The following is a 12418-nucleotide window of genomic DNA, read 5'->3' as shown; positions in this document are numbered from 1 at the left end:
AAACTACAGAATTTTGTTGGAGGCTTGGATCGTCAAGGGATTGATTATCTGGGCTTTTTTATTGCCTATCTTCACTAGACGGTCAATTGTTCCTTGAGAGCAGCCACAACCCGTTCTTGTTCGGAGGGTGTGAGGCCGGGAAACATCGGTAAGGACAAGACCTGATGGGAACATTGCTCAGCCAAGGGAAATTGTCCGGATTGGTAACCTAGGTCTTCAAAGACAGGCTGGAGATGTAGGGGTTTGGGATAGTAGACCATGGTGATAATATCTTGGGCCAAGAGCTCTTGGCGCAATGTATCTCGTTCTTTGGCCTTGAGCAGGAGGGTGTATTGATTCCAGACATGGGTTCCACCTGGGATCGCTTGGGGCCGTTGAATCCCTGGGACATCGCTGAGGAGGAAGTCATAGTTTTTGGCGATCGCCTGACGCTGCTGATTCCACTGGTCGAGGTGACGCAATTTAATGTCGAGAATAACGGCTTGGAGGGCATCTAAGCGGCTATTGACCCCCATCACTTCATGTTGGTAACGAATTTTTGAGCCATGTTCTCGCAGCATTTTAATGGCTTCGTAAAGGTCACGGCGATGGGTTGTGATCGCGCCACCATCGCCGCATCCCCCAAGGTTTTTCGTCGGAAAAAAGCTAAAGCAGCCGATATCTCCTAGGGAACCCACCAGGCGATCGCCCCATTTAGCCCCTGTCGCTTGGGCACAATCTTCGACGATATATAAGCCATGTTTTTGGGCGATCGCCCCCAGGCGAGTCATATCCACAGGCTGACCAAACAGATGCACTGGGATCACAGCTTTGGTACGGGGAGTAATGACCGCTTCCACCTGGTCAAGATCGAGGTTAAATGTTTCAGTGGTGATATCCACAAAAACAGGCGTCGCTCCACACATACAAATCGCTTCGGCGGTGGCAATGAAGGTAAATGTTGAGGTGATCACCTCATCCCCAGCGGTGACCCCAAGGGCCTTAAGTGCTAGGTATAGAGCATCAGTCCCCGAGTTGCACCCAGCACTGTATTCGACTTGGTGATATTGAGCGAAATGGTTTTCAAATTCTGTGACACTACTCCCCCCAATATAGCGACCGGAACTGAGCACTTCTAGGACAGCGGCATTGGCTGCTTCGGCAATGGTTGCGTACTGTCGCCCTAAATCAACGGGGGGAATTTGGCTCATGGGAAGGGTGCGTTTGGGGGTAGAGAATCGCTTTTTGACGCGAATATGGCAAATATAAATGTTATAGGTGATGGGAGTTAAAATTGGAAGGCTATGGGCGAATTTATTGAATTAGATCTAGGCGATTTGGGTTGGGCTTTGGGGCTCATTGCGTTGGCGATCGCCCTGTCCCGTTGGCAGCGCTTAAACCTAGAAGGGGAACTCCTCCTGGCCACAGGACGCACAGTGTTACAACTGGTGGTCGTGGGTTACACCTTAGAAATGGTCTTTGCCTTAGCTCAACCCCTAGTCATTTTTGGCATTGTCCTAGTTATGTTGACCATTGCGGCGATCGCCGCCCGCAATCGTATCCAAGAGCGGGTGAAATTACCGTTGGTTTGGGGTAGTATTTTTATTAGTGTTGGTTTACCCTTAATGTATGCCTTGCTGATTATTATTCAACCGGAGCGCTGGTATGATCCCCAATACCTAATTCCCTTAGCTGGGATGGTGATGGGCAATGCCATGAATAGTGCTTCCCTGGCGGGGGAGCGACTCAGCAGCCGCATTCAGTCGAGTCGACTGGAGATCGAAACTCAACTTTGTCTTGGGGCGACTCCCAAGCAAGCGATCGCCTGTTATCGCACCGAGTCGATTCGGGCTAGCCTCATTCCAACTATCAACGCGATGATGGTGGTGGGCTTGGTGAGTCTGCCTGGAATGTTTACCGGGCAAGTTTTATCAGGCATCGATCCCCTCAATGCCGCCTCCTACCAAATTCTGATTCTGTTTCTCATCGTCACAATCAATTTAATTTGCGCTTCCCTTGTGACCGAAGGCATTTATCGACAATTTTTTAACGCTGACGCCCAGCTAACCCTTTAAAGCTTGCCTTCAGTTTTGTCCCTCGCCAATCCTTGTTAGACTGAATCTCCGCCACACTTTCTTCTTCTCCCTACCCCAAAACACTGCCATGTTTACTGCAGCCCCCCGTTTCCCGACAACTACCACCATTCCCCAAGATCTTTTTGGGGCGATCGCCGACCTCAAAAAAGACCTCAACGCGATTATCCTGGCCCACTACTACCAAGAAAACGACATCCAAGACATTGCCGACTACATCGGTGATTCCCTGGGTTTAGCCCGCCAAGCCGCCCAGACCGATGCCGAGGTCATTGTCTTCGCTGGAGTCCACTTCATGGCCGAAACAGCAAAGATTCTCAACCCTAATAAATTAGTGCTTCTCCCAGACCTTGAAGCGGGCTGCTCCCTTGCCGATAGCTGCCCTCCAAAAGAATTTGCCCAATTCAAAGCTCAGCACCCCGACCACATCGTTATTTCCTATATCAACTGCACCGCCGAGATCAAGGCCATGAGCGACATCATCTGCACCAGCTCAAACGCCGTGAAAATTGTTGAACAAATTCCCGCAGACCAGCCAATTATTTTTGCTCCCGACAAAAATCTTGGCCGTTATGTCAGCGAACAAACAGGGCGAGACCTCCTCCTTTGGCAAGGGAGCTGTATTGTCCACGAAACGTTCTCCGAAAAACGCATCATTGAATTGAAGCTAGAACACCCTACCGCTGAAGTGCTCGCCCACCCTGAATGCGAAACTCCGGTGCTGAACCATGCCGACTTTATCGGTTCAACCACAGCCCTCCTCAAGCGTTCCCAAGTAAGTAACAGTGATATTTTCATTGTGGCCACTGAGCCGGGCATTATTCACCAGATGGAAAAAGCCAGCCCGACAAAAACCTTTATCCCGGCTCCTTCTACCAACAACTGCGCCTGCAATGAATGCCCCCACATGCGCTTAAACACCCTCGAAAAGCTCTACTTAGCTATGAAAAACAAAACCCCAGAAATCACCCTTCCTCCCGAGATTGCTGTCGCTGCCCTCAAGCCGATCCAAAAAATGTTGGCCATGAGTGCCTAAGGCCGAGAAAACTCACCAGGGGAAGAGAGTCACAAAATAGATCAGCAAAAGGACAAAAATCCTTTAGAGTGAGATACATCCCCCCTAGGGATATAGAACATTTGTAAATCTGTGTAAGTCAAGCAAAAAGATTGCTCATCCCCTTGCTATAAATTGGAATAATAGTAGCGAGATGTGCTTTCCCGACAGAATCGTGGTTTTTCCGCGATTTTTAAGCAAAGATAGTGAAGTGATTGGCCCCCATTGTTCCGGACTATTCCAAGAAACCTATGAGTATTGACCAGATTGTTGAACAAGCCCTCAAAGATGGCTATCTCACCCCCAGCATGGAAGCCGAAGTCGGACGTATTTGCGATATGTCATCGGAGCTTTCCATCGAGGAGTATATGGCGTTGGATCGCCTCATGGGAGCTTTGTTGACGGGGGAAGTTGTGGCTGTTCCCCGAAAGCAATTTATCAATGTGATGGAAGAATTGGTGATTAGTCGCTCCATTGCTCGGGTTGCGGAAGTTGAAGCTGGGGGAACCCAAAACTTAGACGTGGGGGATATTGCGGCCTATGCTCTTAACCGTCTACCTCCTCTATATGCAACGACGGAGGAGGGGGCGAGCTATCAACGGCAAAAGGCCCATGAGCAGTTGCAAGATTTGATTAATGAGCAGGTTGATGCGGCTTTGTCTCGGTATCTCGATCGGCCTGATTTTTATCCTGAGCGTCAGGCGATCGCCTCCCCAGGCCAAGACAAGAGTGTTATTGCCCAAGTCAGTAAACTCCTAGAAGGCTATGCTTCTGGCTTTGAAAGTGAAGAAAACGTCTTTTCCTAAAAATTGCAGTCCAGGTTTAGTGCGGGAAATACAAGGCGGGAAAACGGGAACTTTTTTTACCTAAAGTGGGTCATGGAATAGGCAATCCTGTTATGACTTCACTGCATGGGTGACGAGAGCATGAGCCAATCCCTTTATATTTCCATCCCTTCCCATGGGGGCGTCGTTCCCCAGAGTGGTGTGTCTCCGGAAAAACTCTCTAACTATGATTTAATCCTCCAGTGCCAGGCAGGTAGTAAACCGGATAGAGCGGCCTTTGTGGAGCTCCTCCGACGCTATCAGTCCCATGTGGATCGACTTTTGTATCACCTTGCTCCGGACTGGCAAGACCGCTCTGATCTTTCCCAGGAAGTTTGGATTCGGGTCTATCGTAATTTGCAGCGGCTCAATGAACCCCAAAAGTTTAAAGGTTGGCTTAGCCGAATCATTACCAATCTTTTTTACGATGAGCTCCGTAAACGGAAGCGGATCCGGCGTCCCCTTTCCCTCGATAATCCGTTACAAACAAAAGATGGGGAAGTGACCTGGGATGTAGCGGCCGATGACCCTAGTCCTGATGATGATCTGGCAACCCAGGAGTTTTATGAACATCTACGGCAGGCGATCGCCGAACTACCAGAGGTGTTTCGAACAACTATTGTCCTCCGGGAAATTGAAGGTCTCCCCTACGAAGAAATCGCCGAAATTACTGGTGTGTCTTTAGGTACGGTAAAGTCTCGCATTGCCCGTGCCCGCGCCAAGCTCCAAGATATTCTTCAGCCTTATCTCGCCGAATAGGGTGCTAGTTTTAAAATTTTTTAAGTGATCAATCAATTTTTAGTGGCGATCGCCTTTCGGGGGTGACATAGCAATGAAAAAAATCCGCTCTTTTTATCAGCAACCAATCTATGATGAGGCTCCAGTAACCCCAGACTTTGAACAATTTCAACGTCTTAGTGCTTACTTTGATGGAGAAGCCACCCCAGACGAACGCCGCGAAATTCAGCATCTCTTGGATACCAATCCTGAGGTCAAGCGCCAATATCATCAACTCCGCCAACTGCGGCAAGCTTTACAATTAATTCCCATTCCCACTGGTATCTCTGCCCAATATCTGGGTCAACGGGTTCTGGCAAGATTACGCCGCACTCAGTTAAGAAGCATCTCCCTCTGGGGTAGTGGGGCGATCGCCGCCTTGTTAGTGGCCGGATTTGTTGGTCAAGCCCCTCAGTGGGGCCGGACCCTATTCGCCGACAATTCCCCTCTGACCCCAACCACAACATTTTCAGTCGAAACGAATGCTGCCGTAGAGGATGAAGCCCTTGCTGTGGTTCTAAATCGCCCCGTATTACAAATTCCAAAACTTGCCAGTGCTACAGAATCGCCCCAATAAAGAGCGCCCCTGTAATCGGTAAGTAATCAATCTACCCCCTCATCAAGATTTCTGAGTAGAGACCAAAAAACACTCCTGCCTTTTAGGTCAGGGGGAGATTTTGCTGCGGCAATTCTAAAAATAGCAATGAAAAACGCTATGGCCTTGTGGGAAATACATTGATTTTTTCTTGTGCTGCATGATCCCGCCAAGAATTTTGTTTCTTGTGATTCATGGACAAAAAGTTTTCAGATCCCCTTGGCAATCTGTAATAAAAGTTCATATAATCAAAGCCAAACGCAATAATAAGTATTTTTTCCTAGTCCTATGGATAGCCTGCAAATTCCGTGGCTCACCGTGGCGATCGCCTTGCCGCTCCTTGCTGCCCTTGTCATTCCCCTCATTCCGGACAAAGAAGGTAAAACCATCCGTTGGTATACCTTGGGTGTAGCCCTCACAGATTTTGCTCTCTTGATCACTGCTTTTTGGCAAAACTACGATCTCGGTCGTACGGAATTTCAACTCACTGAAAATTTCTCCTGGATTCCCCAATTAGGTTTGAACTGGTCCCTTGGGGTTGACGGTCTGTCGATGCCTTTGATTCTGTTGGCGACCTTGATCACCACCCTGGCCATCCTCGCCGCCTGGAACGTTACAAAGAAACCAAAGCTGTTTTCTGCCTTGATTTTGGTGATGTTGAGCGCCCAAATCGGCGTGTTTGCCGTGCAGGATTTGCTCTTATTTTTCATCATGTGGGAGCTTGAGTTGGTGCCTGTGTACCTCCTTATTTCTATTTGGGGTGGTAAGAAGCGTCTCTATGCGGCGACCAAATTTATCCTCTACACTGCCCTGGGTTCGGTGTTTATCCTTGCCTCTGCTTTAGCTTTGGCCTTCTATGGCGGTGAAGTAACCTTTGATATGCAGGCTCTGGGTCTTAAGGATTACCCGCCTGTTTTGGAACTCCTTGCCTATGCTGGCTTTTTGATTGGTTTTGGGGTGAAATTACCGATTTTCCCGCTCCATACTTGGCTCCCCGATGCCCACAGTGAAGCTTCTGCACCGGTATCGATGATTCTTGCTGGGGTTTTACTAAAAATGGGAGGCTATGGTCTGATTCGTCTCAATATGGAGATGCTACCAGAGGCCCACATTCGTTTTGCACCATTGCTGATCATTCTCGGCATTGTCAACATTGTCTATGGCGCTCTGACGGCTTTTGGTCAGACCAACCTAAAACGTCGTCTTGCGTCTTCTTCGATTTCCCATATGGGCTTTGTGCTCGTTGGCATTGCTTCATTTACCGATTTGGGCATGAATGGGGCTGTGCTTCAGATGTTGTCCCATGGCTTTATTGCGGCAGCTCTCTTTTTCCTCTCTGGGGTGACCTATGAGCGTACCCATACTTTAATGATGGATGAGATGAGTGGAATCGCGCGGCTAATGCCCAAAACCTTTGCGATGTTCACGGCTGCGGCGATGGCGTCCTTGGCTCTGCCAGGCATGAGTGGTTTTGTGAGTGAACTGACGGTTTTCTTGGGTTTGAGCAACAGTGATGCCTATAGCTATGGCTTTAAGGCGATCGCCATTTTCCTGACTGCGGTCGGCGTGATTTTAACACCAATCTATCTGCTCTCTATGTTGCGGGAAGTGTTCTACGGCAAAGCGTCTGAGTCTCCCGTCATGCTATCGGTTGGAACCGATGCAAAACCGAGGGAAGTCTTTATTGCAGTTTGTCTCTTAGCGCCGATCATTGCCATTGGTCTGTATCCGAAATTAGCAACGACCACCTACGATCTCAAGACTGTTGAAGTGGCGGCAAAAGTCCGTTCTGCTCTGCCGATTTATGCAGAACAGATTGCGGAAAAAGGCGATCGCCAAGCCCATGTTTGGTTAACGCCCCAAGCTCCTGCTCTAATTGCACCTCAATTGAGGTAGCGATCACCGGGCAACTGGCTGGGGAAAGCCTCAAACAGATGTCCCGGCGCCATAAACTTGGAAAAAATTATGGGTGAGGGATGGGCGAAATTGCCCATCCTTTTTTATGGCCCCAAAACTGCACTAATTCCTGGGGCATTTCCCTTAAAGCCATTTAATTTGCCAAAGCTTTTGGCCAGCAGTACGTTGTTCTTTTTCTGTAAGCCAATCTGATTTCGGACGATAGGTCCCAAATAAGCGATCCCACCAATCCACACCAATGCCGAAATTATGATGCCACTGGTTGTATTTGTGATGGACATAGTGGACAGGCATCGGCAGCCAGAAACATTTCACTGGATTGTCATGCTGTAGTTGGTGGGCATAGGCGGCAAAGGCAGCATAGATAAAACAGCCCATAAACCAGCTCACTCCCAGGGTGAAAGAATGGAGAAATAAAGGAAACATCACCACACTGGTGCCCACGACATAATTACGAAATTCCCACAAAAAACCTTGGCCTGTACCCCCAATATGGTGTTGGGTATGACCTTGGCCTAGTTTTGGAAAAATACGCTTGAGGAAATGCTTTGGGTGGGCATGGAAAACACGATGAATCCAATATTCTAGGAAACTTCCAAAAATAAAGGAGAGACTAAAGATCAACAAGGGTAGCAAAATTTCCATAAATGGCACTGGCACTTTAAGTGAAATCTCCATGGGCAGAACAGGTGGCCGGGTGCTGACCTGGGGCCACTTTGTAAACTTTGGTATTATAATCTCCCCTGCATTGCTCATGCTTTGCAATGTCTTAGCTAGACCCTTGGGATCAAAGCTTTATTTCATCAAGAATTAATGACTAAGTTTTTTTGGGCTGACCGCATTCTCCGTAAAATTTTAAAAAATTTCAGCTGGTTGCTCTGTGGTCAAGTTTTGATGGCGATCGCCAATTTCGGCTATCTCAGTTTGACGGCCCATGCCCTCGGTGTCTCCACTTTTGGTCAGCTGATTCTAGTGCGCGCTTATATGGAGCTGATCATCGGCCTAACGACTTTCCAATCCTGGCAAGCCCTGATTCGTTACGGCGCTGATTATCTCAAGCATCAAGACCATCTCAGTTTTCAAAATTTACTTAAACTGACTACCTGCCTTGATCTTTTAGGCTCTTTGGGCGGATATTTGATTGCGGTGGGAGCGGCCCCCCTAGTCGGGCCCTTGGTGGGCTGGGATCTACCGATGGTTCAGGATGTACAGCGTCTGAGTCTTTTAATTTTGTTGACCCTCAGCTCAACGCCGATGGGCTTACTGCGGCTTTGCGATCGCTTTGATCTTTTAGCCATCCTGCAAATGGTGGCTCCTCTCACGCGGCTACTGGGTACGGCGATCGCCTTTCGTCTCGAAGCCCCCCTGAGTGCCTATCTGTTCGCTTGGCTCCTGGGGGAAGTCTTAAATGCGGTGATTTTACTGTTTTGGGGATGGCGAGAAGCCTACAAACGCGGCGCTCTGTCTCAAATCAATCGCTCCTTAAAACCGTTACTCACCATCAAGCCCCAGCTTTTGAAATTTTGTCTTGTCTCTAACCTCAATGCGTCCTTACCCCTCGCCCTTAGTCTTAGTCCATTGATTGTGGGAGTCTTTGCCAACCCCAGTGCTGTAGCCCTTTTTCGAGCGGGGTACGAATTTTCAACGCCCCTCAGGGATTTAGCGTTGCTTTTTACCCAATCTGTTTACCCAGAACTCGCCCATCTCAGTGCCCAAAGCCGCTGGCGACAGTTCCGCAAACTCCTATGGAAACTGGGCCGCATCCTGCAAGGCATTGGGGCCATCCTTTTGCTTGCCATCCTCTTGACTGGGCAATGGCTCCTCTACTATGCGATGGGGGCTGATTTTACTGCTGCCTATGGCCCCCTGGTGCTGCTGATGATGGCTGGGATTTTTACGATGGGCAATAATCTTTTAGAGCCGGCTCTATTTGCGATGGATAAACCCCAGATTTCACTGCGAAATAATGCCACTGCTATTTTGCTCGTTTATCTCCCGCTCCTGGTGGTACTCACTTATTATCATGGTGCCTTGGGGGCTGGCATTGCGACTGTGATTGCCAATGGCTTTGGGTTTAGTCTAAATCTACTAGGGACTTGGCGCGAACTCCAGCGGCGTATTTTAACCATGCCTGAGCTTTTGTTGCGCTAGGTGTACTTGACTTTCTAGATAGTCAATCCACCGTTGGCTGGGGTCTGGTTGGGCTGTTCGTTGTTGGTGATAGCGTTGGATGTTATTTTGCAAAAGTTGGCGATCGCCTGGGGAATCAATCAATTGGGCTAATTTTTCAATAAAATCCTCACCACTATCGGCAGAGTAAAGATAACCATTCACCTGGGGTTCTATTAAATTGCGTGCCCAATCGCAGTCTGGGGCTAGCACTGGTGTCCCCACATAAAGAGATTCCTGTACCGTCCGCCCAAAGGTTTCCTTCAGGGAAGTGGTTACATGGAGGTCGACATTTGCTAATAACCGAGGGACTTGCTGATGGGGCACTTCTCCCAACATCACTGTCGGCAATGTTTGGGCAAATTCACTCTGGGCGATCGCCTCAGCTAATTCGCCCCGGCCCGCAATAAGCAGCACAAAATCCTGAGTTAAGCGTTGCCCCCGTAAAGCGCTCAAATATTGGAGGGTAAACGCCCAATTTTTATCCGGAGAAAGTCGCCCTAAAAATAAAACCTTTACCCGTTGATCAAGATCAGACAGTCCATAGTGCTGTTGAAAAAAATCGGCCTGTTTTAACATCTGTGGATTGGCAATTTGTGGCGGGCCAATCACTGGCATACACACCACATTAGGTAATCGCCACTGATTCAAGCGTTCCGCCACAAAATCACTGCCCACTAAAGTTACAGAGCATTTTTTATACAGACGACGGGTTAAAATCACAGCCATCAATTTTGCCGGATAAACCAACCAAACAGGGGCATAATCCTGGAGATAATCCACAAAATTTGTCCGATAGCAGCCAATGTAGGGAATCTGCTTTTTCTGGGCGTACAACCACCCCGGCAAAGTAAAAAGCGTTGTCCAAACTCTTTCTGGTTCCTCAATTTGAATTAAGTCCGGCGCAAACTCCCCTAAGGTCATTTCTAGCAACCCTAAGCTACCCCGTTTTGGATTACGCTCTTGGGGAATGCCTAACCAAGCAACGCTCGGCAATGGCACAATTGTCACATTCTCAAACAAATCCCCCACATAGTCAGACCAGCGGGGATAGATATCTGCCACCTCTTGATAACTAGAGACAAAACAAATAACCTGATGCCCTCGATTAGAGAGTGCCTTGAGGCGCTCAAATAAGGTAATGCTTACCCCATCATGGGAAGGCAAGAAAGTACTCGAGATAATTGCGACTTTCATAGCATCTCTTAGAGGCTATTCGCTAAGGCGGCAACATTGCTCTCTGTAATGGGCAAACGCCATACGGCGACGCTATTGAGGGTTCCATCCACAAATTGTTGGCGACAGGCGTGTCGTTGGATCTTACCGCTGGAGGTTTTGGGGATGCTACCCGTTCTTAGTAAAGCAATGCCGTAAACTTCTACGGTATGCTCTTGGTAAACCGCCTGGCGAATGGCCCCCACAATTTCTTCTAGGTTAAAGTTGCGCACATAGCTGCGCTCTAATTCATGCACTACTACCAGCCGCTCTTCATCGGCTACCTCCAGAGAAAAAGCAGCGCCGGCACAAGGACGGAGGGCCGGGTGGCATTGTTCAACGGTAAGTTCGATATCTTGGGGGTAGCGATAGCGGCCCCAGAGAATCATCACATCCTTCATGCGCCCAGTAATGAAAAGCTCTCGATCTTTTAGAAAACCTAAATCTCCTGTGCGTAGATAGGGGCCTTGGCCCTCGACATAAGCTTGAAACGTTTCTTTTGTCGCTTCAGGGCGTTCCCAATAGCCTTTACCGATACCTTTCCCGGCAGCCCAAATTTCTCCCACTTGACCTTCTGGGAGTTTTGTTCTTGTCTCGGGGTCAACGATGATCACTTCATCCCCCAACCAGGGCCAGCCACAACTGACAATCCCGCGACTACCATCAGTGCTAATAATCGCCTGATTCTGTTCGAGGGCTTCGGCAGCGATGTGCTGGATTACAGGTGCTTTTTTGGTGCTGGCACCACTGATGAAGAGGGTTGCTTCGGCCATACCATAGCAGGGATAAAAGGCTTCATGGCGAAAGCCGCAGGGGGCAAAGGTTTGGGTGAATTTTTCAAGGGTGTGGGCCCGGACTGTTTCGGCACCACTGTAGGCCACATCCCAGGAGCTGAGATCCAAGTTTTTCAGCTGCTCTGGGGTCACTTGTCGAGCAACGAGATCGTAGGCAAAGTTCGGGCCACCGCTGGTGGTGATGCGGTACTGGGAAATGACTTCTAGCCAACGCACGGGTTTCTGCACTAGCTCAACGGGAGACATCAAGAAGGTTTCAAAACCGCCATAGAGGGGTTGGAGCACACCACCAATCAGCCCCATGTCGTGGAACATCGGTAGCCAACTGGCCATTTTGCTTTCGGGGCAATGGTTAAAAGATTTGTAGATAGTCGCGGAATTGTGTAGGACATTGCCATGGGTAACCATTACGCCTTTGGGCTTGCCAGTGGAACCGGATGTGTACTGCAAGAAAGCAAGGGTTTCATCGGTAATATCTGGGACTTGCCAATGGGTGGCGATCGCCTGGGGGATTTCATCCATGGCAACGACTTTGATTTGGCTAAATCTCTGGGCGAGGCCCGCAGCTTGGAGGGGAGCCTTTGTGAGCTTGCCTTGGAAATAATCAATGAGGGGGCGAGTGGTTAAAATCGCGGTAGCTTGGCAGTCTTCTACCCGTTCGAGGAGCTTGTCAATGGCATCGTCACTGCGGCTGGGATTGATCGTTACCGCGATCGCCCCGGCGTAGAGACAGCCATAAAAACTAGCGACAAATTCGAGACCCGCTCCATAGGGAAAGACCAATAAAATGCGATCGCCAAGACTGATAAAAGTTTGTAAATGGGCGGCGATCGCCTTCACCTGCTGTTCCAGTTGAGCATAAGTGAACTGCTTAATCGCCTCTTCCCCGGAGATGAAATGATAGCCGAGGCGGTCGGGGGTGCTATCGGCACGGTGACGCAGGAGATCGACAATGGTTTTCGCAGAATGGTTCATGGGGTGGGGTTCCATGGGAAGAGGTC

General features: G+C 49.1%; 11 protein-coding genes. 7 read left to right on the top strand and 4 right to left on the bottom strand.

Annotated features, from left to right (window positions below; genetic code table 11):
* Window positions 1–74: 74 nt before the first annotated feature.
* Entirely contained in the window at window positions 75–1190 is a 1116-nt protein-coding gene (locus ACZ45B_RS08420; protein WP_024545879.1) for a DegT/DnrJ/EryC1/StrS family aminotransferase, read from the bottom strand.
* Between the two features lie 93 nt (window positions 1191–1283).
* Between ACZ45B_RS08420 and ACZ45B_RS08415 the strand changes: the two genes are divergently transcribed.
* The 6 genes from ACZ45B_RS08415 to ACZ45B_RS08390 all read left to right on the top strand — a co-directional run bounded on the left by ACZ45B_RS08415 (window position 1284) and on the right by ACZ45B_RS08390 (window position 7218).
* The gene (locus ACZ45B_RS08415; protein ID WP_024545880.1) at window positions 1284–2054 is read left to right on the top strand and encodes an ABC transporter permease; all 771 of its coding nucleotides are present in this window, start codon (window positions 1284–1286) and stop codon (window positions 2052–2054) included.
* A gap of 88 nt (window positions 2055–2142) precedes the next feature.
* The gene (nadA, locus tag ACZ45B_RS08410) at window positions 2143–3108 is read left to right on the top strand and encodes a quinolinate synthase NadA (protein WP_024545881.1); all 966 of its coding nucleotides are present in this window, start codon (window positions 2143–2145) and stop codon (window positions 3106–3108) included.
* 269 nt (window positions 3109–3377) lie between these two features.
* Window positions 3378–3932: a late competence development ComFB family protein gene (locus tag ACZ45B_RS08405; RefSeq protein ID WP_024545882.1), complete on the top strand. Its 555-nt coding sequence runs from the start codon at window positions 3378–3380 to the stop codon at window positions 3930–3932.
* A gap of 120 nt (window positions 3933–4052) precedes the next feature.
* Window positions 4053–4709 carry a sigma-70 family RNA polymerase sigma factor gene (locus ACZ45B_RS08400; RefSeq protein WP_024545883.1) on the top strand — a complete coding sequence of 219 codons (657 nt, stop codon included), beginning with the start codon at window positions 4053–4055 and terminating at the stop codon, window positions 4707–4709.
* Between the two features lie 73 nt (window positions 4710–4782).
* Window positions 4783–5304, top strand: a complete 522-nt coding sequence (locus ACZ45B_RS08395; RefSeq protein WP_024545884.1) for an anti-sigma factor family protein — start codon at window positions 4783–4785, stop codon at window positions 5302–5304.
* A gap of 306 nt (window positions 5305–5610) precedes the next feature.
* A complete protein-coding gene (locus ACZ45B_RS08390) occupies window positions 5611–7218 on the top strand; it encodes an NAD(P)H-quinone oxidoreductase subunit 4 (RefSeq protein WP_024545885.1) in 1608 nt (535 codons plus the stop codon).
* 144 nt (window positions 7219–7362) lie between these two features.
* Here the strand turns inward: ACZ45B_RS08390 and ACZ45B_RS08385 are convergent, their stop codons facing one another.
* A complete protein-coding gene (locus ACZ45B_RS08385; RefSeq protein WP_029681808.1) occupies window positions 7363–7884 on the bottom strand; it encodes a sterol desaturase family protein in 522 nt (173 codons plus the stop codon).
* A gap of 168 nt (window positions 7885–8052) precedes the next feature.
* Between ACZ45B_RS08385 and ACZ45B_RS08380 the strand changes: the two genes are divergently transcribed.
* On the top strand, window positions 8053–9390 hold the full coding sequence (locus tag ACZ45B_RS08380) for a lipopolysaccharide biosynthesis protein (protein WP_096418192.1): 1338 nt from the start codon (window positions 8053–8055) through the stop codon (window positions 9388–9390).
* On the opposite strand, the gene ACZ45B_RS08375 is transcribed toward ACZ45B_RS08380, so the two are convergent.
* Both ACZ45B_RS08375 and ACZ45B_RS08370 read right to left on the bottom strand, forming a co-directional pair.
* The gene (locus ACZ45B_RS08375; RefSeq protein ID WP_024545887.1) at window positions 9361–10605 is read right to left on the bottom strand and encodes a glycosyltransferase; all 1245 of its coding nucleotides are present in this window, start codon (window positions 10603–10605) and stop codon (window positions 9361–9363) included. The genes ACZ45B_RS08380 and ACZ45B_RS08375 overlap by 30 nt on opposite strands.
* A gap of 8 nt (window positions 10606–10613) precedes the next feature.
* Window positions 10614–12392, bottom strand: coding sequence for a fatty acyl-AMP ligase (locus tag ACZ45B_RS08370; RefSeq protein ID WP_024545888.1), 1779 nt, complete (start codon window positions 12390–12392; stop codon window positions 10614–10616).
* Window positions 12393–12418: the final 26 nt, after the last annotated feature.

This window comes from Picosynechococcus sp. NKBG15041c (assembly GCF_055380235.1).
This window is presented reverse-complemented; position numbering and strand designations above follow the sequence as displayed.

Bases quoted from the DNA above. Each gene is read 5' to 3' on its own strand.
- ACZ45B_RS08415 (WP_024545880.1), top strand. From the start codon at position 1,284: ATGGGCGAATTTATTGAATTAGATCTAGGCGATTTGGGTTGGGCTTTG.
- ACZ45B_RS08385 (WP_029681808.1), bottom strand. From the start codon at position 7,884: ATGGAAATTTTGCTACCCTTGTTGATCTTTAGTCTCTCCTTTATTTTT.
- ACZ45B_RS08395 (WP_024545884.1), top strand. From the start codon at position 4,783: ATGAAAAAAATCCGCTCTTTTTATCAGCAACCAATCTATGATGAGGCT.
- ACZ45B_RS08380 (WP_096418192.1), top strand. From the start codon at position 8,053: ATGACTAAGTTTTTTTGGGCTGACCGCATTCTCCGTAAAATTTTAAAA.
- ACZ45B_RS08390 (WP_024545885.1), top strand. From the start codon at position 5,611: ATGGATAGCCTGCAAATTCCGTGGCTCACCGTGGCGATCGCCTTGCCG.
- ACZ45B_RS08375 (WP_024545887.1), bottom strand. From the start codon at position 10,605: ATGAAAGTCGCAATTATCTCGAGTACTTTCTTGCCTTCCCATGATGGG.
- ACZ45B_RS08405 (WP_024545882.1), top strand. From the start codon at position 3,378: ATGAGTATTGACCAGATTGTTGAACAAGCCCTCAAAGATGGCTATCTC.
- nadA (WP_024545881.1), top strand. From the start codon at position 2,143: ATGTTTACTGCAGCCCCCCGTTTCCCGACAACTACCACCATTCCCCAA.
- ACZ45B_RS08420 (WP_024545879.1), bottom strand. From the start codon at position 1,190: ATGAGCCAAATTCCCCCCGTTGATTTAGGGCGACAGTACGCAACCATT.
- ACZ45B_RS08370 (WP_024545888.1), bottom strand. From the start codon at position 12,392: ATGAACCATTCTGCGAAAACCATTGTCGATCTCCTGCGTCACCGTGCC.
- ACZ45B_RS08400 (WP_024545883.1), top strand. From the start codon at position 4,053: ATGAGCCAATCCCTTTATATTTCCATCCCTTCCCATGGGGGCGTCGTT.